13 protein-coding genes, 1 tRNA gene and 1 pseudogene are annotated in these 17,988 nt (G+C 61.9%); 11 read left to right on the top strand and 4 right to left on the bottom strand.

The window, feature by feature from the left end; genetic code table 11:
• A pseudogene (locus AC6CH8_RS17935) lies at nt 1-293 on the top strand (hypothetical protein); the annotation flags it as partial.
• On the opposite strand, the gene AC6CH8_RS17940 reads toward AC6CH8_RS17935, so the two are convergent.
• Together AC6CH8_RS17940 and AC6CH8_RS17945 are read right to left on the bottom strand one after the other, a co-directional pair.
• The gene (locus AC6CH8_RS17940) at nt 272-1,720 is read right to left on the bottom strand and encodes an MFS transporter (RefSeq protein WP_498191711.1); all 1,449 of its coding nucleotides are present in this window, start codon (nt 1,718-1,720) and stop codon (nt 272-274) included. The pseudogene AC6CH8_RS17935 and the gene AC6CH8_RS17940 sit on opposite strands and share 22 nt — an antisense overlap.
• Nucleotides 1,721-1,863: 143 nt before the next feature.
• Complete coding sequence (locus tag AC6CH8_RS17945) at nt 1,864-4,029, bottom strand: RecQ family ATP-dependent DNA helicase (protein WP_498191712.1); 2,166 nt, start codon at nt 4,027-4,029, stop codon at nt 1,864-1,866.
• Between the two features lie 125 nt (nt 4,030-4,154).
• On the opposite strand from AC6CH8_RS17945, the gene AC6CH8_RS17950 reads away from it, so the two are divergent.
• The 5 genes from AC6CH8_RS17950 (at nt 4,155) to AC6CH8_RS17970 (ending at nt 8,755) form a co-directional block, all read left to right on the top strand.
• Nucleotides 4,155-5,573 (top strand): phosphomannomutase/phosphoglucomutase, encoded by a 1,419-nt coding sequence (locus tag AC6CH8_RS17950; RefSeq protein ID WP_498191713.1) that lies wholly within the window; start codon nt 4,155-4,157, stop codon nt 5,571-5,573.
• A gap of 12 nt (nt 5,574-5,585) precedes the next feature.
• On the top strand, nt 5,586-6,503 hold the full coding sequence (locus tag AC6CH8_RS17955) for a hypothetical protein (protein WP_498191714.1): 918 nt from the start codon (nt 5,586-5,588) through the stop codon (nt 6,501-6,503).
• Nucleotides 6,500-6,955 (top strand): hypothetical protein, encoded by a 456-nt coding sequence (locus AC6CH8_RS17960; protein WP_091465434.1) that lies wholly within the window; start codon nt 6,500-6,502, stop codon nt 6,953-6,955. Before AC6CH8_RS17955 ends, AC6CH8_RS17960 begins: the two co-directional genes overlap by 4 nt.
• Nucleotides 6,956-6,977: 22 nt before the next feature.
• Entirely contained in the window at nt 6,978-7,448 is a 471-nt protein-coding gene (locus AC6CH8_RS17965) for an RrF2 family transcriptional regulator (RefSeq protein WP_498191716.1), read from the top strand.
• A 149-nt stretch (nt 7,449-7,597) separates the two neighbouring features.
• The gene (locus AC6CH8_RS17970) at nt 7,598-8,755 is read left to right on the top strand and encodes a globin domain-containing protein (RefSeq protein ID WP_498191718.1); all 1,158 of its coding nucleotides are present in this window, start codon (nt 7,598-7,600) and stop codon (nt 8,753-8,755) included.
• Between the two features lie 115 nt (nt 8,756-8,870).
• Here the strand turns inward: AC6CH8_RS17970 and AC6CH8_RS17975 are convergent, their stop codons facing one another.
• The gene (locus AC6CH8_RS17975; protein ID WP_429331292.1) at nt 8,871-10,697 is read right to left on the bottom strand and encodes a phosphoenolpyruvate carboxykinase (GTP); all 1,827 of its coding nucleotides are present in this window, start codon (nt 10,695-10,697) and stop codon (nt 8,871-8,873) included.
• Nucleotides 10,698-10,981: 284 nt separating this feature from the next.
• On the opposite strand from AC6CH8_RS17975, the gene AC6CH8_RS17980 reads away from it, so the two are divergent.
• Nucleotides 10,982-11,055 (top strand) — tRNA-Arg (locus AC6CH8_RS17980).
• A 223-nt stretch (nt 11,056-11,278) separates the two neighbouring features.
• Here the strand turns inward: AC6CH8_RS17980 and AC6CH8_RS17985 are convergent.
• Entirely contained in the window at nt 11,279-12,007 is a 729-nt protein-coding gene (locus AC6CH8_RS17985; RefSeq protein WP_091465427.1) for a FadR/GntR family transcriptional regulator, read from the bottom strand.
• 324 nt (nt 12,008-12,331) lie between these two features.
• Between AC6CH8_RS17985 and AC6CH8_RS17990 the strand changes: the two genes are divergently transcribed.
• The 4 genes from AC6CH8_RS17990 (at nt 12,332) to AC6CH8_RS18005 (ending at nt 17,954) form a co-directional block, all read left to right on the top strand.
• Nucleotides 12,332-13,969, top strand: a complete 1,638-nt coding sequence (locus AC6CH8_RS17990; RefSeq protein ID WP_498191719.1) for an ABC transporter substrate-binding protein — start codon at nt 12,332-12,334, stop codon at nt 13,967-13,969.
• A 101-nt stretch (nt 13,970-14,070) separates the two neighbouring features.
• Entirely contained in the window at nt 14,071-15,027 is a 957-nt protein-coding gene (locus AC6CH8_RS17995; protein WP_166660222.1) for an ABC transporter permease, read from the top strand.
• 3 nt (nt 15,028-15,030) lie between these two features.
• Entirely contained in the window at nt 15,031-17,142 is a 2,112-nt protein-coding gene (locus AC6CH8_RS18000; protein WP_498191721.1) for a dipeptide/oligopeptide/nickel ABC transporter permease/ATP-binding protein, read from the top strand.
• Nucleotides 17,139-17,954 (top strand): ATP-binding cassette domain-containing protein, encoded by an 816-nt coding sequence (locus tag AC6CH8_RS18005; protein WP_498191722.1) that lies wholly within the window; start codon nt 17,139-17,141, stop codon nt 17,952-17,954. Before AC6CH8_RS18000 ends, AC6CH8_RS18005 begins: the two co-directional genes overlap by 4 nt.
• Nucleotides 17,955-17,988: the final 34 nt, after the last annotated feature.

Raw genomic sequence — 17,988 nt, forward strand, 5'->3', positions numbered from 1 at the left:
TCAGGGCCAATCAGACCTGGTGGTACACCCACGACAGGCTCCGTAAGGCCTACCGGCTTCTGGAACGACTCAGCCAGGCCGGGACGCTGTTCACCTATCTGCGCGCGGAGTTCGCCGGCCTGCAGCTCGCCTCGACTACTAATCGCATCGAAGGCGGCACCAACGCCCAACTCCGGTTGCTGCTGCCGAGCTCTACGGCACCGGACTCAGCGCCGACGAAGGACTCTGGCATCGCAAAGGATGGGCAGGCCGCACATGACACACCCGAGATTTACACACGTTTTGTCCTATAACCCCGCTTCACTCCGCCGCTGACCTCCGCCCCGGCATGACGATGGAGGGCAAGGCTATCCCCCGTGCTGATCAGCATCAGGAGGGCCATGGCAATGAACGCGCCCTTGTAGGCCGCCACTTGGTCTGCCCCGAACACCTGGGTGGTTTCGAACAGGCGTAGGAACAGGGCACCCACGGCGATGCCTGCCGCCGCCGCCAACTGAACGAGCGTCGCAGAAATAGCGTTGGCTGAGGGCAGCTGTCCCGGGACGATGTCCGCGTACTGCACCGAGGCATACGCGGAGAAACCGATGGAGCGGAACGCACCACTGAACAGCAACAATGCGAATATCAGTGGCTCGGGTGTTCGGGCGTCCAGGAAGGCGCACAACGCGAATGTGACGGCTGAGGCAAACGATGCAAAGACGAGCACCGGTTTGAACCCAAAGCGCCTTATGAGCGGCGTGGTGGCCGGCTTGATTCCGATGTTGCCCACGAACACTGCGGCGACCATGACTCCGGCTTTGAGGGGATCCCAACCAAAGCCGTCCTGGAACATCAAAGGCAGCAGGAAAGGGACCGAGCTGATGGTCAGCCGGTAAATGAAACCACCGGTGGAAGTCGCCCTGAAAGTCCTCGTCCCAAAGACGCTGAGATTGAACAGGGGAACCCCGGCTTTCCGCATCCACCACACGGCACCGGCCAGGGACACTAACCCGGCAGCAACCACCGCCACGGCAAACACATTGGACGCGTGGCCTCCCAAGGTCTCCAGCCCAACTACCAGGGCGCCCACGCCCAGTGTGGTGAGCAGCAGCCCGAACCAGTCCAGTCGACGCCGGGCATCAAACTGTGTTCGCGGTACCAGCCTGAGTGCAGCAATGAAAGCGGCCAGACCGAGAGGGACGTTGATGATGAAGATCCAGTGCCATGACAGGAAGGTGGTGAGAGCACCACCCACCATCGGGGCCAAGACCGGGGCCAACAAGCCAGGCCACACAAGATACGCGGTGGCGCGGAGAAGCTCCGACTTGGGGGTGCCCCTCAACACCACCAGCGTGCCAACCGGAACCATCATGGCTCCGCCCATGCCTTGGGCCACGCGGCTCAGCGTCAGCATGGTCAGGTCCGTGCTGACGGCGCAAAGCAGGGAGGCGATGGTGAACACCGATATCGCCAGGCAGAAGATCCGCCTGGCACCGAAGCGCTCGGCAAGCCAACTGCTCAAAGGAATCCCCATCGCCACCGTCACCAAATAGGCGGTCATGGTGATGTTGATGTCTGCTGGCGCTACCCGGAAATCGGAGGCGATGCTGGGAATGGCAGTGGTGAGGATGGTCCCGTCGAGGAACTCCATGAAAAACGTTGCCGCCACCAACAGGGCCAGGCGGGGCCGCCAACTGGTTTCGCCGGCAGCTTCGACGTCCGCGGTGGGTTTTGTGCTCATGGCTCCGGTCCAAGTTCTGGCTGGTGGCCCGCGACAGGCAAGCAGGCGTGTTTGCTTGATCCTATAGACGCAGGGTGGGAGCGATCACAACATGACGTAGTTCTACCGCCCCTTAGCTGCTCGCACTGGCTCGCGGGGCGGCCCTATCCAGCTTGGGCCAGCGCCAGCGGCAGAACCGCGCCCACGCCGGCTTGGCGCAAGGCACGTGCAGATACGGTCATGGTCCAGCGGCTGTCTATGAGGTCGTCCACCAGCAACACAGGCTGCCCTCCCGTGCCCGCCAAGGCCTGGGCAAGTTCGGGACCAACAACAAGCCTGTCCCAGACACCGGCCAGCCTGTAAGCACTGTTGCCTCCGCGTGCCCCCGTCGGCCCTCCGTGCTGTGGCTGCAGCTGGCCGAGATACGGCATCCGTCCTATTCCGGCAATTCCCTGTGCCAAGGACTCGACCAGCTGCGGCTTGCTCCGGGACGGGATGCTGATGACCGCCGCGGGTCGTCCGACGCCGCTCCACGGAGTTCCGCCCTCGGCTCCGGACCATTCGCGGAGTACCTGGACGCATGCCTGCAGCATGGCAGGATCCACGTCGCGATCCGGTGCCCCGGACGCGAACAGCTCCCGTAAAGCACCGCCCCAGCCCAAGTCGGTAAGCCTTGCCAGGATCCGCCCTTCGGAAACGCTCTCGTCGGGCTTGATCTTTCCCTTGACGGACACACCGAGCCGATCCATGCCACTGGGCCACTGAAGGCGCGGCTCCACGGCTATGCCCGCACGCCGGAGAGTTTGGCCTGCGGCGTCGGCCGCCGACGCTGCCACGTCCACCGGGAACCAGCGGCCGGCGCAGTTGTCGCAGCGTCCACAAGCTGCTGCCGTTTCGTCGTCCAAAACCGAGGTGATGTATTCCATGCGGCAGCCGGCCGTGTCCTGGTAGATCACCATGGAATCCTGCTCATCCACACGGGCCTCGGCGATGCGGGCATAGCGCTCGGCGTCATAGTTCCACGGCTTCCCGGTGGATCGCCAACCGCCTCCAACGCGCTCTACGGCCCCATCAACTGCCAGGACTTTGAGGAGGAGTTCCAATGGCGTGCGCCGAAGGTCCACTCTGGCTTCCAGCGCGACGGTGGACAGGGCTGAGCCTGCTTCCCCAAGCACCCTCAGCACAGACTCGGCCTTCTCGGCCGACGGCATGGATGCTGTGGCGAAGTACTGCCAAATTTCGCGGTCTTCGGAGCCCGGCAGCAGCAAAACGTCTGCGTTGGCTGCACCACGGCCTGCGCGGCCAACCTGTTGGTAGTAGGCAACCGGTGACGACGGAGCACCAAGGTGGATGACGAAGCCCAGGTCCGGCTTATCAAACCCCATACCCAGGGCGGACGTGGCCACAAGGGCCTTTACTTGGTTGTCCTTCAACAGGTGTTCAGCACGTTCCCGGTCCGCAGGGTCCGTCCTCCCCGTGTAGGACAGGACGTTGTGCCCGGCCTCCGCAAGAAGCCGAGCAGTGTCTTCGGCCGCCGAGACGGTCAGGGTATAGATGATGCCACTGCCGGGCATGTCGGTGAGGTGTGTCAGCAGCCAGCCCAGCCGATCCCTGGAATCGGGCAGGGTAAGGACACCTAGCCGCAGCGATTCACGCCCGAGTGCGCCACGTATGGTCAAGACTCCGGCACCAAGTTGTTCCTCAATGTCATGGACCACCCTGGAATTGGCCGTGGCTGTGGTGGCCAAAACGGGAACTGACTTTGGCAACTGTGCAATGAGGTCCGCGATGCGGCGGTAATCGGGGCGGAAATCGTGTCCCCAGTCCGAGATACAGTGTGCCTCGTCAATCACCAGGAGCCCGGTGCGACGAATGAGCTCCGGAAGCTGGTTCTCCCTGAAGGAGGGGTTGGTGAGCCGCTCCGGGGAAACCAGAAGGACATCAACCTCATCCGCGGCGAGCTGGGCCAGGACCGTGTCCCATTCCAGGGCATTGGCGGAGTTTATGGCGACAGCCCGCACCCCTGCCCGGGCAGCTGCGGCCACTTGGTCACGCATAAGCGCAAGCAACGGCGACACAATCAGCGTTGGACCGGCGCCGCGGCGGCGCAACAGCAATGAAGCCACGAAGTAAACCGCAGACTTTCCCCAACCTGTGCGCTGGACTACCAGCGCCCGGCGGCCCGCATCCACCAACGCCTCAATGGCTTCATACTGTCCGTCGTGGAACCGCGCTTCGGGGTGGCCCACCAACTCACGAAGGCACGCCAGCGCCTGCTGATGGGTAGGTGATTGCACGGAAACGGCAGCGTTTGGGGAGTTGTTGGCCATCAACCCAGTATTCCAGCCGACCCTGACAGCCAGAACCTGGGTGTCCCGCTATGTGGATAACGGCTATCCACAGGTCATCTATTCAAGTTCAACCCCAACTGCCTTGCCACAGTAGGATTGAGCCCGTGACTAGCGAGCAGAACAAGACATTCGACCTCTCGGCTTCCTTCAAGGCGTACGACGTCCGGGGCATCGTGGGTGAAACCATCACGGCTGAAATCGTCGAGGCCGTTGGCGCTGCCTTCATCGACGTCCTGGGCTTGGAGGGTGAAACGGTACTAGTTGGCGGCGACATGCGTCCCTCCTCTCCGGAGTTCAGCCAAGCCTTTGCCAACGGGGCAGCCACGCGTGGCGCGAATGTCCAGTTGCTGGACCTCATCTCAACCGACGAGCTCTACTATGCATGCGGGGCCCTGAACGCTGCCGGCGCAACGTTTACCGCAAGTCACAACCCGGCTGCTTATAACGGGATCAAGATGGCCAAGGCCGGCGCCCAGCCCATCTCTTCGGAGAGCGGGCTCAAGGAAATCCAGGCCCTCGCTGAGCAGTACCTGAACACCGGCATTATCCCGGCGGCAGCCACCAGAGGCGAGATCGGCGTCCATGACGTTCTGAAGGACTACTCCGAGTACCTGCGGAAGCTCGTGGACCTTTCCGGCTCCCGTCCACTGAAGATCGTGGTCGATGCTGGCAACGGCATGGCTGGTTTGACCACCCCGGCCGTACTCGGCGACAAACTCCTCCCGGCCCTGCCTTTCGAAATCGTTCCCCTTTATTTCGAACTCGACGGCTCGTTCCCCAACCACCCGGCCAACCCCTTGGAGCCGGAAAACCTGCGTGATCTCCAGGCCGCCGTCGTCAAGCACGGCGCCGACATCGGCCTCGCTTTCGACGGCGACGCGGACCGCTGCTTCGTCATTGATGAAAAGGGCGAGCCCGTTTCCCCGTCCGCTATCACCGGCATGGTGGCCCGTCGGGAGATCGCCCGAGCCCAGGCCGCGGGTGAAGAGACCCCGGTGATCATCCACAACCTCCTCACCTCCAAGGCCGTGCCCGAGCTCGTAGCCAAGGATGGCGGCCGGGCTGTGCGGACCCGGGTGGGGCACTCCTTCATCAAGGCCGTCATGGCCGAGGAAGGTGCCGTGTTCGGCGGTGAGCACTCCGCACACTTCTACTTCCGGGATTTCTGGAACGCTGACACCGGCATGCTTGCCGCCATGCACGTCCTCGCTGCCCTGGGTGAGCAATACGGCCCCCTCTCCGAACTCGGACGCCAATACGAACCTTACGTTTCCTCTGGCGAGATCAACTCCGAGATCGAAGACAAGGCCGGTGCAGTGGAGCGGGTTCGAATCGATTTCGAAACCGAAGACATCGACATCGACCACATGGACGGCAGCACGTTCAATGCCAAGGACGGCAGCTGGTGGTTCAACCTTCGCCCGTCCAACACTGAGCCCTTCCTCCGCCTGAACGCCGAAGCCAAGGACCAGGCAACCATGGAGAAGATCCGTGACCGCGTCCTTGCGCTGGTTCGGGCCTAGGAACGGGCCGGCATGACGCAGATTCCGTCCGAGGCTCGCACCTCGCCCGAATCCGAATTGGCTGCAGTCGTGGCCGAGGCTCTTAAGCTGGCCGACGCCCAGCTGGTAATCAACAAGAGCTTTGCTCCGTTCGTCTTCATGCTCGACACTGACGGCTCCGTCCACCGCGGCGAAGTCCCCAAGGAAATTCAGGGGACCATGCCCCCGGACCCACTGCTGTCAGTGAAGCTGACCATTGATCTCTTCTCGGGCCATGCCGAAAACCTCCTCGCGATGGTTGCTGTACTGGATCCGCAGGCGGGTAAGACCGAAGACACGCTCCACTTGTGGGCTGAACACCGCAGTGGCATCAGCCAAATCATCCGTGTTGACTTCACCCGCAAGAAGTTCCTGAAACACCCCACCATGAGTGACCCCCGGGTGGAAGCCCAGGAGCCCTACGTATGGGCCGGCGGAGCCGCTCCTGCGGAGGAATGGTGGCATGAGGGACTCTCCGAGCAGGCCATCCAGGATGTTTTCGATCTTGTTGGAGCGGCCGTACCCTTCGGCCAGGATCAGTTGGGGAAGAACGGCTCGTTGGCGCCGTATGGTGTCACTACCGATCTCACGGGTGAGATCGCGCACCACATGTCATACCAAGAGCCCACCCAGGGCGACGAGGTTGATTCGGAAGAGTCCCTCCAGTTATTGACAGACGGTTTCCGCCAAGGGATCCAGTCATTGCGGGGTACGTGCGTCATCAGCGATGTCCGCCTCACCCCCAGTAACGGCGAAGGCGTTGCCCTTGACGCTCTCAGGCTCCACATCGAACACACCGAAGGTCTTTCGATGCTCCTTCTCAAGCCTTACGAAGTCGACGAACAGTCCCGGACCGTCGCGTTCGGCGAGACAGCAGTGATGCCAACTCCTGCACGGGTGTGGTCCGCATGAGCGAACTGCCCACCAGCGCGCCGGGTGAAGGCGAATCCGTCCAGGACCGCGAACTCCGCGAGACGCTGGGCACAGCGCTTGGGACCGCCCAGGAGCACATCCAGCAGAATGGCGGATTCTTCCCGTTTGGCATCACGCTCTCGAACGATGGTGAACTGCGGATAGTGATGATTGCCCCCGGCGAGCCGGACGAGAACGGCGACGTGGATGCCGGGCAGATGCTGACCGACATCCACGATTTGCTGCGTCAAGGCCGTGATGATTTCAAAGCCGTGGCTGTTGTGAGCGACGTCAGCTTGCCGGACCATGGTACTGACGGCATCCATGGTGCAGCCGAGCACAGGGATGGCGAAGTCCTTGCAGCAATCATTCCCTACACTCCCGCAGTGGACGGTTTCGCGTTCAGTGCCATGGAGCCCGATACCCACGAACCATCCATCTGGGTGGACTAGACCTTATCCTTGAGCTGAGCCCATGAAAATCAACGCCTTCGCAGATGTCAGCCTCCGCGCAATCATGGTGTTGGCCGCGGCTCCAGAGGGCATGCTGCTGACTACCCAAGCGGTGGCGGATGCCGTGGGAACCCCATACAACCATGTCAGCAAGGCGATGGTGCGCCTGCGTGCACTTGGATACATCGATGTTGAGCGGGGACGGTTGGGCGGTTCCCGGCTCAATGAAACCGGTCGGAAGGCGACTGTTGGCGAAGTCCTCAGACATCTGGACAGTCGGCAGGATCCGGCTGAGTGCCAATCCCCCACCAAGAACTGCCCTCTCATCAATGAGTGCGGGCTGCGCCACGCAATGAACCGGGCCAGGGAAGCGTTCTACACAGAGCTCGATGCCGTGGTTATCGCATCCCTCCCCCATGCCCGGCAGATGAACCCCGTGTTCCAATCCATCGGGCTCCGGCCGCAGTTCAGGACCCCGGCCACTCAGTCTTAGTCGTAACAGGCACAACAGCACCTCCAACAGCCGGTTCTGTCCGGCTTGCAGAACTCTTCTACGCAGTGTAGAAATTGGGATATAGATATAAGCATTCTAAATGCCTATATATTTGGTCGATTAAACCGACGCCTACAGCCAGGAGAACCATGCTCTCGGAAAAGTCCCGCCCCATCATTGAAGCCACGCTGCCGCTGGTTGGTTCACGGATCGGCACGATCACCGTCGACTTCTACAATCGACTCTTCGCCGCGCACCCCGAGTTGCTCGATGGACTCTTCAGCCGCTCCAACCAGCGTTCCGGAGATCAGCAGCGGGCGCTTGCGGGGAGTATCGCCACCTTCGCGACCCACCTGATCAACAATCCGGGCACCCTCCCCGAAAAAGTACTTTCCCGCATTGCGCACAAGCACGCTTCCCTCGGAATCACCGAGGACCAGTACGGAGTGGTCTACGAACACCTCTTTGCAGCCATCGCCGCCGACTTGGCCGACGTCATCACTCCGGAGATCGCTGATGCATGGACAGAGGTGTACTGGCTCATGGCAGACGCACTGATCAAACTGGAAAAGGACCTCTACGCATCCCAGGCGAACCACAAAAGGTGGATGCCGTGGCGTGTGACCGGCAAGGAACCCGCAGGCACTGATGCGGTGACGTTCACCCTGGAACCGGCAGACGACACCCCGGTTACGCCGGCAGAACCCGGTCAGTACGTCAGCGTCAAGGTCCAACTTCCTGATGGCCTGCGCCAGGTGCGCCAGTATTCGCTGTCCGGTGACACGGGCACGAGCCGGACCTTTACTACCAAGCTGAACGACGGGGGTGAGGTGTCCACCGCCCTGCACGCCGGCGTCGAACCCGGTGACATCCTCGAAATTTCAAACCCGTACGGGGAGATAACCCTCAGAAACGGTGACGGCCCCGTCATCCTGGCCTCTGCGGGTATTGGCTGCACCCCCACCGCTTCCATTCTGCGGTCGCTCGCTGAGACGGGTACGGATCGGCAGGTCCTGGTCCTTCACGCCGACAAGACCATCGAGAACTGGGCACTCAGCGGCCAGATGACCGCGGACGCAGCGCGGATCGACGCGGACCTGCAGCTTTGGCTCGAGTCTCCCCATCCCGGAACCAACCACGGCTTCATGTCGCTGCGTGAACTGGACATGCCCGCAGACGCGTCGCTTTACCTTTGCGGCCCCCTCCCCTTCATGAAGAAGATCCGCGATGAAGCCATTGATGCCGGAATTCCAGCTACCCGGATCCACTACGAAGTGTTCGGCCCGGACGTGTGGCTCGCCAACTAGGGCACGCACTCCAGCGGGGACAATAGCCCCAAGCACGACGGCGGCCCGCCACCTTTCATTCGAAAGGTGACGGGCCGTCGTCGTTCGCTTAAGAACGCCGTTGTTCCTAAGAGGTCTAGCCCAGACGGGTCTTGAGACCGTCCAGTTCGGACTGAAGCGCCGCCGGGAGCGACTCGCCGAAGTTGGCGAACCATTCCTCGATGGACGCCAGCTCGGTTGCCCATTCCTCGGGGTCGACACGAACAGCCGACTCAACCTCGGCCGGGGTCATGTCCAGGCCCTCGAGATCGATGGATTCACCGGTCGGCACGAAACCGATCGGGGTTTCCACGGCGTCAGCCTTGCCCTCGAGGCGCTCGATGGCCCACTTGAGCACACGGGCGTTGTCTCCGAAACCAGGCCAGGCGAAGCCGCCTTCAGCCGTGCGACGGAACCAGTTCACCAGGAAGATCTTGGGCAGACGCTCCGGGTTGGCCTTGGCGGACAGGTTTACCCAGTGGTTCAGGTAGTCACCTGCGTCGTAGCCGATGAACGGCAGCATGGCCATCGGGTCGCGACGGACCACGCCAACAGCACCGGCGGCCGCAGCCGTGGTTTCGGAGGACAGCGTGGAACCCATGAAGATGCCGTTTGACCAGTCGCGGGCCTCGGTGACCAGCGGGATGGTGGTCTTGCGGCGGCCACCGAACAGAATCGCGGACAGCTCAACGCCGTCCGGGCTGAAGTACTCTTCGGCCAGCATGTCGATCTGGTCGATCGGCGTGCAGAAACGCGAGTTCGGGTGCGCAGCAGGAGCGTCGGAGTCCGGAGTCCAGGACTCGCCGCGCCAGTCAGTCAGGTGTGCCGGGGTTTCCTCCGTCATGCCTTCCCACCAAACGCCACCGTCATCGGTCAGTGCAACGTTGGTGAAGATGCTGTTGCCCTTGGCGATGGCGCGCATGGCGTTGGGGTTGGTGCCCCAGCCGGTACCCGGAGCAACACCGAACAAGCCGGCTTCGGGGTTGACGGCGCGGAGCTCGCCTTCCTTGCCGAAACGCATCCAGGTGATGTCATCGCCCAGCGTCTCAACCTTCCAGCCCTTGATGGTGGGGTCGAGCAACGCGAGGTTGGTCTTGCCGCAGGCGGACGGGAAAGCGGCGGAGACGTAGTAGGTCTTCTGCTCGGGGGAGGTCAGCTTAAGGATGAGCATGTGCTCAGCCAGCCAGCCTTCGTCGCGGGCCATCACCGAAGCGATGCGCAGCGCGTAGCACTTCTTGCCCAGAAGGGCGTTGCCGCCGTAGCCCGAACCGAAGGACCAAATGGAACGCTCTTCGGGGAAGTGCACAATCCACTTGTCGGTGTTGCAAGGCCACGCGACGTCGGCCTGCCCGGCTTCCAGTGGTGCGCCCAGCGAGTGGAGGGCGGGAACAAAGAAAGCGTCGGTCTGCGTGATGCGGTCCAGGACGTCCGTACCGATGCGGGCCATGATGCGCATTGAGGCAACAACGTAGGCGGAGTCGGTGATCTCGACGCCAAACTTCGGGTCCTCGGCATCCAAGTGGCCCATAACGAACGGAATCACGTACATGGTGCGGCCGCGCATGGAGCCGGCGAAGAGTCCGCGCAGCTTCTGCTTCATCTCGGCCGGGGCCATCCAGTTGTTGGTGAAGCCTGCGTCGCGCTCGTTCTCGGAGCATATGAACGTCTGCTCTTCTACACGGGCAACGTCGGCGGGGTCAGAGAACGCCGCGAAGGAATTCGGGAACGTTTCCGGGTTCAGCCGCTTCAGCGTGCCGGCCTCGACGAGTTCGTCGGTGAGCTTCTTGTTTTCTGCTTCGCTGCCATCGACCCAGTGGATGCGGTCCGGCTGAGTCAGCTCGGCAACTTCCTCAACCCAGGCCAGCAGGCGTGCATGCGTAGTAGGTGCCTTCTCAAGCAGCGGCAGTCGCGCCAGATCGCCCATTGCGGTTCCCTTCCTCGGGTTCAGTGGTGTGTCCTAAACGATAGGGGCCGCGGACCAGACCAATCCGCTGTCAGACATCGGACATCCGGAGGCGGTGGAAGCGAAAACCGCTAGAAATCAAGGATTGACAAGCGGAAAGGCTGAATTTAAGTGACGAAGGTCACGTAGACCGGTCTAGTTGCGCAGATTACAGCTTTTCGATTTGGAACTTCACATGAACTTCTGTAAAGTTTATTGAGGTTCGAGGGGGTCAGAGAAACAGACCGCCAAGAATCACACGAAATGCGCCCATAGCTCAGCTGGATAGAGCGTCTGTCTACGGAACAGAAGGTCAGGGGTTCGAATCCCTTTGGGCGCACAGATGAAGACCCGCACCGGTTCGCCGGTGCGGGTCTTTTGTTTTGCCCGGACGTACCCAAGTAAGTCGCAGCACCGCGCGTTTTGAGGGCTGAAAACGCGCTTAACTGCGACCTACTTGGGCAAGCGCAGCGGAAGGTGACCCGCACGCAGAAACGCAAGGACCGCCGTCGTACTTTTCCCAGAAGTACGACGGCGGTCCCTTACGTTAAAGTGCGGAGCGTTTACTCCCCCACGGCCTCGCTAATGCGGCGACGGATGCCGTCGAAGTGCCGGTTGAGCAGCTCAGAAGCCGAAACCTTGTCGCCGGCAGCAACTGCCGCATAAATTCCGCGGTGCATTGCAGCGGTTTTTGCCAGGTCCTCGTTGCCCGGGCCGATCTCCACGTGGATCTTCCGGTAGACCTTCCAGAAGACCCCCATGAGATTGATCAGGAGTTCATTGTTGAGAGGTTCGAAAAGGCGGCGGTGGAACTCGGCATCGGCGGCGACGAAGTTCTCGCCAGCGGCAGCCAGATCTTCCATCTGCTTCACGGCCTCCTCGATGGAGGCAAGCTGTTCCTTGGTCATGACATCCATGGAAGAGCCAATCAGCCCGGATTCGAGAGCCTGGCGTACATCTACCAGCTGGAGGGCTTCAAGTCCCTGATGGCGAAGCGAAAGCCTCCCCCGGAACGTGAGCCCATCAGCCAATGCATCAAAGTTGCTCGGCGCCACAAACATGCCGAAGCCGTGGCGGATCTCAATCACGCCAAGGGCCTGGAGCACCTTGAGGGATTCGCGGAGAGTGTTTCGACCTACGCCCAGGGCGACAGAGAGCTCACTCTCCGTGGGCAACGGATCGCCAGCCTCGAGCTCACGCTCAAGGATCAATTCCATAATGTCCGACTGCAAGGCACGCAGCCGGGCCTGTGCACTGAACCGCGCCTGCGGAACCACGCCGGAAGTTGTCATGGCTTTCTCCTTGCCGATGCACCTGCCCCGCACTCCGGCGAGGCCAGGTTGGGGAGCAGGTGCGGTGTTAATATTGAGGCGAGCATAGTGCCCACCAAAGAACGGGTAGCTCGCAGCATACAATATCGGATGTCCCACCTCCGTCATAGATACGAGCCGGGAATTCTCTGAGATTTCCCCCACGGACCGGCCGTAGCCGTCAATACTCCCCGCGCACAGGCGAAACCCGCATCGCCTTTTCATACTTGACGTTCCGTTGTGACCGCCCTTACAGTTTCACTACGAGCATCGGACGTCCTACATCCGATAACCCACGAAATGCGAATGGTGAGGCACCTTATGAGCAAGACGATCCAAAGCCTGCCGCTGGTCAACGACGCCAGCCGCCGGAACTTCCTGAAGCTAAGCGGCGCAGTTGGTGCAGCAGCCGCCTTCACGGCAACCCTCTCCGCGTGCGGCGGCGCTGCCAGCACCACCACAGGGTCAACCGCCAACACTGCGGCCATCAACAAGGACCTCATCATTGAGGCAGGCATTTCCTACGCGCTGTCCACCGGCTTCGATCCCCTGAGCTCGTCCGGAGCAACACCGATGGCAGCGAACCTGCACATCTTCGAGGGCCTTATTGAACTCCACCCGGCCACGCGCCAGCCCTACAACGCCCTGGCGGCTACGGATCCCAATAAGGTCAACGACACCACCTACCAGGTGACCATCCGCGACGGCGCCAAGTTCCACGACGGCTCCCCCGTCACCACCGAAGACGTCGCTTTCTCCTTTACCCGCGTGATGGATCCGGCGAACAAGTCCTTGTTCTCCCAGTTCATCCCCTTCATCCAGGACGTCAAGCCGCTGGATGCGAAGACGGTTGAGTTCACCCTTAAGTACGCGTTCCCGGGCTTCGGACCGCGCATTTCTGTAGTGAAGATCGTCCCCAAGGCACTCGCGACCGACCTGAAGGCGTTCGACGCCGCACCTGTCGGCTCCGGCCCCTACAAGCTGGTCTCCGCCGTCAAGGACGACAAGATCGTCTTCGAAGCATTTGCCGACTACAACGGCCCCAAACCCGCACTGGCCAAGGGCATGACCTGGCTGCTGCTCTCCGACGCCGCAGCCCGCGTTACCGCAGTCCAGTCCGGCCGTGTCCAAGCGATCGAGGACGTTCCTTACCTGGACGTTGACGGCCTGAAGTCCAAGGTCAAGGTTGAATCCGTCCAGTCCTTCGGCCTGCTGTTCCTCATGTTCAACTGCGCCAAGGCGCCGTTCGACAACAAGCTTGTCCGCCAGGCCTTGCACTTCGGCATGGACAAAGAATCCATCATCAAAAAGGCCCTGTTCGGCAACGCCAAGGCCGCGACTTCCTACTTCCAGGAAGGCCACCCGGACTACGTCAAGGCCAAGAACGTCTACGGCTTCGATACTTCCAAAGCTGAGGAACTGCTGAAGCAGGCGGGGGTCACCAGCCTCGAGTTCGAGCTCCTCACCACGGACACCGCCTGGGTCAAGGACGTTGCCCCGTTGATCCTCGAATCCTGGAACAAGATCCCGGGCGTCAAGGTCACCGTCAAGAGCCTTCAGTCCGGCGCCCTGTACAGCGACCGCGTTGGCAAGGGCGACTTCTCCGTGGTGGCAGCCCCCGGCGATCCCTCGGTGTTCGGCAACGATGCAGACCTTCTTTTGAGCTGGTTCTACTCAGGCGCAACGTGGATGGACAAGCGCGCGTTCTGGACCACCCCTGAGCGCACCAGGCTGCAGGAACTCATGAACAAGGGCTCGCAGGCTTCCGGTGACGAGGCGAAGAAGATCGTCGGCGAAATTGTGGATATGGTCTCGGACGAAGTTCCGCTGTATCCAGTGTTCCACCGCCAGCTACCCAGCGCGTGGGACGAGAAGAAACTCAACGGCTTCCAGCCCCTGCCCACCACCGGCCTGTCGTTCATCGACGTCGGACGAACTGCCTAAGCACCCTTCGAGTTGTGAGGCCTGCTCTGCGGCCTAAATCCCCCGAATAACGCGCAGAGCAGGCCCCACAACCAGCAGCACCCAACCAACCGGAGAACAAATTGGTCACGATATTGCGTCTGCTTGGCCGCAGACTTGCAGCATTGCCATTGATGATCCTGGGCATCACGTTGCTCGTCTTCCTCGTCCTGCAGGCCGCTCCCGGCGACCAGGCCAGCTCGGCCCTCGGTGACGGCGCCAGTGAAGAAGCGAAGCAGCAGTACCGCCAGGAAAATGGCCTCAACGATTCCCTGGTCCTGCAGTACTTCCGATTCCTCGGCAAGCTCCTGCAGTTCGACCTCGGTGTCACTACCCCGCCGGCCAAGTCGGTGGCTTCCATGATCGGCTCGGCGTTCCCCCTGACGTTGCAGCTCACCTTCCTGGGTGTCCTCATTGCGATCGTGCTTTCCCTGGCGTTCGGCATTCTGGGAGCCCTGTACCGCGACAAGTGGCAGGACCAGTTGGTCCGCGTCTTCTCCATCGCGGCGATCGCTACGCCGTCGTTCTGGCTCGGCATCCTCCTCATCCAGTGGTTCGCGCTCGGTGCCAACCCGATGTTTCCCTCAGGCGGAATTGCGACGCCGGAATCCGGCTTCGGCGGTTGGCTCAACTCCATGGTGCTCCCGGCGTTGGCGCTCGGCATCCCCGTGTCAGCCTCGCTGATCCGCGTGGTCCGTACCTCCATGGTGGAAGAACTGGACCGCGATTATGTCCGCACCGCTATCGGCAACGGAGTCCCGTACCGCGAGGTTGTCTCCAAGAACGTCCTCCGCAACGCGCTCGTCACCCCGGTGACCGTGCTGGGACTTCGCGTGGGCTACTTGCTGGGTGGCGCCGTCGTGATTGAAATGATTTTCGCCCTGCCCGGCATGGGCCAGCTGATCCTCAACGGCATCACCAACCTGGACGTCAACCTGGTCCAGGGCGTGGTGCTCACCATCTCCGTCACCTTCGTTCTGGTGAACATCGTGGTGGACCTTCTTTACCTGCTCATCAACCCCCGAATCAGGACGGTATAGCTCATGCGCAGCAAGCTCGCAGAACGGCTAAGTGCCCCGGGCATTCGTTTCAAGGCCCTGCCGTGGGGTTCCCGTATCGCCCTGCTCTTCCTCATCATGATTGTCTTCGCGGCCATTTTCGCGCCGGTGATCGCACCCCACGATCCTCTGGAGACCTTCATTCCGGCCACCCCGCCGGGCGCCGAGCACTTCTTCGGCACCGATCGTCTGGGCCGCGACATCTTCTCGCGTCTCCTCTTCGGCGCACAGTCATCGCTCCTGATCGGCCTCGGTGCAGTTGCGCTGGCCATCCTTGCCGGCGCGCTCCTCGGCTCCTTCGCCGCGACGTCCAGCAAGTCCGTCAACGAGATCATCATGCGGCTCATGGACATCCTCATGGCTTTCCCCGGCATCGCGCTGGCTGCTGTGTTGCTGGCCGCCTTCGGCAACTCGGTCCCGACAATCATCATCGCGATCGCCATCATCTACACTCCCCAACTGGCACGTGTGGTCCGCGCCAACGTGCTGGCCCAGTACGGCGAAGACTACGTCCGTGCCGAACGCGTGATCGGTGCCGGCCGGTTCTACATCCTGGTCAAGCACATTGTCCGCAACACCGCAGCTCCCGTACTGGTGTTCGCCACGGTCATGGTTGCCGACGCCATCATCCTTGAAGCCTCACTTTCCTTCCTGGGCGCCGGTGTGCAGGACCCCGCTCCCTCGTGGGGCAACGTCATTTCCTACGGCCGCAACCTTGTCCTGTCGGGCGGTTGGTGGGCGACCACCTTTGCCGGCGTGACCATCCTGCTCACCGTACTGTCCCTTAACATCCTGGCCGAGGGCCTCACCGACGCCATGGTGAACCCGAAGCTGCGCCGCGCGCCGGTAGTGAAGGACGACGACGGTACTTCAGCCGCCGTTGCTGTCGACGCTGAGGTCGCAACGTCCGTGGCCCAGCCCTCCGTGGTTGAGCAACACGAGCTCGACGGCGTCCGCGCAGCTTCCGGCGACACCGTCACCTCTGATGTCGGCACTTCAGCCGTCCTCACCGATGTGAAGCTGGCCGCCGCCAACCCGCACCTCCTGTTGGACCGCGAGCTGGAACTGCTGGCAGCCATCGAAGCGAAGCGCACCGACCGCCTCCCGCAGGTCTCTCCCGGTGCCCGCAACGTCCTGGAAGTGAAGAACCTGTCCATCCGCTTCCCGGGCCGCTTCGGCGACATCGCGATCGTGGACAACGTCTCCTTCACCGTCCGTGAAGGCGAAACCATGGGTTTGGTGGGCGAATCCGGTTGTGGCAAGTCGATCACCTCCCTCGCAGTCATGGGCTTGCTGCCCAAAACGGCGCAGGTCACCGGGTCCATCATGTTCGACGGCAAAGAACTGCTGGACGCCAAGACCCAACACAGCAACCCCAAAGCCTACGAAGGCCTGCGCGGCGAGCAGATCGCCATGGTCTACCAGGACGCCCTGAGCTCCCTGAATCCGTCCATGAAAATCAAGGACCAGATGGAACAGCTCACCAAGCGTGGCGGCCGCAAGACTCCCGCCGAGCTGCTGGAAATGGTCAAGCTGGATCCCGTCCGAACGCTCGCCAGCTACCCTCACGAACTCTCCGGCGGCCAGCGCCAACGCGTGCTGATCGCGATGGCGTTGTCCCGTTCGCCAAAGATCGTTGTCGCCGACGAGCCCACCACCGCCCTGGACGTGACAGTCCAAAAGCAGGTTGTGGATCTGCTCAACGAGCTCCGCGAACAACTCGGCTTCGCGATGGTTTTCGTCAGCCACGACCTCGCCTTGGTGGCCTCGCTGGCCCACCGCATCACGGTGATGTACGCCGGCCAAGTGGTGGAATCCGCACAGGCTTCCGAGCTTCTGCAGAACCCCAAGCACGAGTACACCCGCGGGTTGCTGGGTGCTGTCCTCTCCATCGAGGCTGACGCTGTCCGGCTGCATCAGATCCCCGGCACGGTCCCGTCCCCGCGGGACTTCGCAACGGGAGACCGCTTCGCACCACGATCACAGCGTGTCGACGCCGACCCCCACCAGAAACTGGTCCTCACCACTGTGGCCTCGCCGAGCGGTGACGATGCCGACCACTACTGGGCCAGCCACTTGAAGGAGGACGCGAAATGAGCGAGTTCGTTCAGCAAGGGTCACAGCCGGTCATCGAGCTCAACGACGTCAAGGTCTACCACCACGCACGAACCGGCGGCCTCTTCCGGCCGAACATCGTCAAAGCCGTGGACGGCGTGGACTTCACCATCAGCCGCGGCGAGACCGTGGGCATCGTCGGTGAGTCCGGCTGCGGCAAGTCCACACTCGCGTCAGTGCTTGTGGGGCTTCAGCCGCCGACGTCGGGCAAGGTGTTGTTCCACGGAAAGCCCGCCATCAAGCGGAACGCCGCCATGCGCAAGCAGTTTGGCCGCTCCGTCTCCGTTGTCTTCCAGGACCCGGCGACGGCGCTGAATCCACGCATGACCATCCAGGACATCCTCACGGATCCGCTGCAGATCCACGGCATCGGCAACGCTGCATCCCGCGCTGCCAAGGTCAAGGAACTGTTGGCGCTGGTGGGCTTGCCGCAATCGGCATCCGAGGTGACGCCGTCGCAGGTTTCCGGTGGTCAGCGCCAGCGTGTGGCTATCGCCCGCGCCCTGGCGTTGGACCCGGACATCATCGTGGCTGACGAGCCGACGTCGGCCCTGGACGTTTCCGTCCGTGCTCAGGTCCTGAACCTGCTGTCCGACTTGAAGACCCAACTGAACCTCGGCATGGTGTTCATCTCGCACGACATCCAGACCGTCCGCTACGTCTCTGATCGCATCTGCGTCATGTACTTCGGCAAGATCGTCGAGCAAGGGTCGGCAGCCCAGGTCTTCGATAACCCCAGCAACGACTACACCAAGAAGCTGCTGGGCGCCGCGCCAAGCCTGCTCCACATCTAGTTTTTCCCTTCACAAGCTACAAACAACGGAGAAT

It is taken from the genome of Paenarthrobacter sp. GQ52, from assembly GCF_059759005.1.

Bases quoted from the DNA above. Each gene is read 5' to 3' on its own strand.
- AC6CH8_RS17940 (WP_498191711.1), bottom strand. From the start codon at position 1,720: ATGAGCACAAAACCCACCGCGGACGTCGAAGCTGCCGGCGAAACCAGT.
- AC6CH8_RS17945 (WP_498191712.1), bottom strand. From the start codon at position 4,029: ATGGCCAACAACTCCCCAAACGCTGCCGTTTCCGTGCAATCACCTACC.
- AC6CH8_RS17955 (WP_498191714.1), top strand. From the start codon at position 5,586: ATGACGCAGATTCCGTCCGAGGCTCGCACCTCGCCCGAATCCGAATTG.
- AC6CH8_RS17960 (WP_091465434.1), top strand. From the start codon at position 6,500: ATGAGCGAACTGCCCACCAGCGCGCCGGGTGAAGGCGAATCCGTCCAG.
- AC6CH8_RS17965 (WP_498191716.1), top strand. From the start codon at position 6,978: ATGAAAATCAACGCCTTCGCAGATGTCAGCCTCCGCGCAATCATGGTG.
- AC6CH8_RS17970 (WP_498191718.1), top strand. From the start codon at position 7,598: ATGCTCTCGGAAAAGTCCCGCCCCATCATTGAAGCCACGCTGCCGCTG.
- AC6CH8_RS17975 (WP_429331292.1), bottom strand. From the start codon at position 10,697: ATGGGCGATCTGGCGCGACTGCCGCTGCTTGAGAAGGCACCTACTACG.
- AC6CH8_RS17985 (WP_091465427.1), bottom strand. From the start codon at position 12,007: ATGACAACTTCCGGCGTGGTTCCGCAGGCGCGGTTCAGTGCACAGGCC.
- AC6CH8_RS17990 (WP_498191719.1), top strand. From the start codon at position 12,332: ATGGTGAGGCACCTTATGAGCAAGACGATCCAAAGCCTGCCGCTGGTC.
- AC6CH8_RS18000 (WP_498191721.1), top strand. From the start codon at position 15,031: ATGCGCAGCAAGCTCGCAGAACGGCTAAGTGCCCCGGGCATTCGTTTC.
- AC6CH8_RS18005 (WP_498191722.1), top strand. From the start codon at position 17,139: ATGAGCGAGTTCGTTCAGCAAGGGTCACAGCCGGTCATCGAGCTCAAC.